This is a genomic window from Fulvivirga kasyanovii (genome assembly GCF_009711405.1).
GTDB lineage: Bacteria > Bacteroidota > Bacteroidia > Cytophagales > Cyclobacteriaceae > Fulvivirga > Fulvivirga kasyanovii.
The window spans coordinates 1-1353 of sequence record NZ_SMLW01000153.1 but is presented as its reverse complement, the minus strand read 5'-3'; the positions used below and the strand labels follow the sequence as shown (position 1 = coordinate 1353).

The window sequence follows — 1353 nt, the reverse complement described above, 5'->3', positions numbered from 1 at the left end:
CTATTTTTTCATTATTACCCTTAAATTAAAATAAGTAAACGATAAAAGTAAATTTTTTTTAAAATCAACAGGAATTTTCTGGTTAACAACCTGTTTAACTATATAAATAATAAAAAAGCCTCCCAAAAGGAGGCTCTCTTACAACTTAACTTGAACTATAAACTTATTTTAAAAGTGATCTTGATATCACCAATTTCTGGATCTCAGATGTTCCTTCTCCGATTGTACAAAGCTTGGAATCACGATAAAACTTCTCGGCAGGATAGTCTTTGGTGTAGCCATATCCACCAAATATCTGCACGGCATCCGTAGAGTTTTCAACAGCTACTTCGGAGGCGTAGTATTTGGCCATTGCCGACTCTTTATTTACTGATATGCCTTTGTTTTTTAGATCGGCAGCCTGGTGCGTCAATAATTTTGCAGCCTCCACCTTTGTAGCCATGTCGGCCAGTTTAAAGGCAATGCCCTGAAACTTGGAAATAGGCTGGTTAAACTGATGTCTCTCTTTAGAATATTGTAAAGCAACATCCAGAGCACCCTGGGCAATACCAAGACTCAATGCCGCAATACTGATCCTTCCACCGTCGAGTACTTTCATGGCCTGGATAAAACCTTCACCAACTTCTCCTATAATATTATCTTTATGCACACGGCAGTTGTCAAAAATTAACTCAGTAGTTTCTGAGGCTCTCATTCCCAACTTATTTTCCTTTCGGCCGGCAGAGAAGCCTTCCGTACCTTTTTCTATAATAAATGCTGTCATACCATGCGAGTCGCCTACTTCACCGGTTCTAACGATAACAACGGCTACATTGCCCGATTTCCCGTGGGTAATGAAATTTTTGGCACCATTGATCACATAGTAGTCACCATCTTTTTCTGCAACCGTACGCATATTTCCGGCATCAGACCCGGTATTCGGTTCGGTAAGTCCCCATGCGCCTATCCACTCTGCAGTAGCCAGCTTGGGAAGGTACTTTTGCTTTTGCTCCTCGCTGCCAAACTGTAGTATATGACCAGTACATAGGGAATTGTGAGCTGCCATAGATAAGCCAATTGACCCGTCAATTCTGGAAAGTTCGGATATGGCCGTTACGTATTCGTGATAACCAAAACCAGATCCTCCATACTCCTGAGGAACCAGAACACCCATAAGGCCAAGGCCGCCAAGTTTTTTAAACAGGTCTACAGGAAACTCCTGAGTTTCATCCCATTCCATCATCTTAGGGCGAATTTCCTTTTCACCAAAGTCACGGATCATCTGAGCGATCATCTTTTGGTTTTCACTTTCTTCAAAGCCGATAGTAGCTTTTTCTTCAGATACAGCTTGCATATTTTCTTTTAATAAATGGA

General features: G+C 41.2%; 1 protein-coding gene. It reads right to left on the bottom strand.

What is annotated here, in order from left to right; all coding sequences use genetic code 11:
- Positions 1–163: 163 nt before the first annotated feature.
- The gene (locus E1163_RS00435) at positions 164–1333 is read right to left on the bottom strand and encodes an acyl-CoA dehydrogenase family protein (RefSeq protein ID WP_155168558.1); all 1170 of its coding nucleotides are present in this window, start codon (positions 1331–1333) and stop codon (positions 164–166) included.
- Positions 1334–1353: the final 20 nt, after the last annotated feature.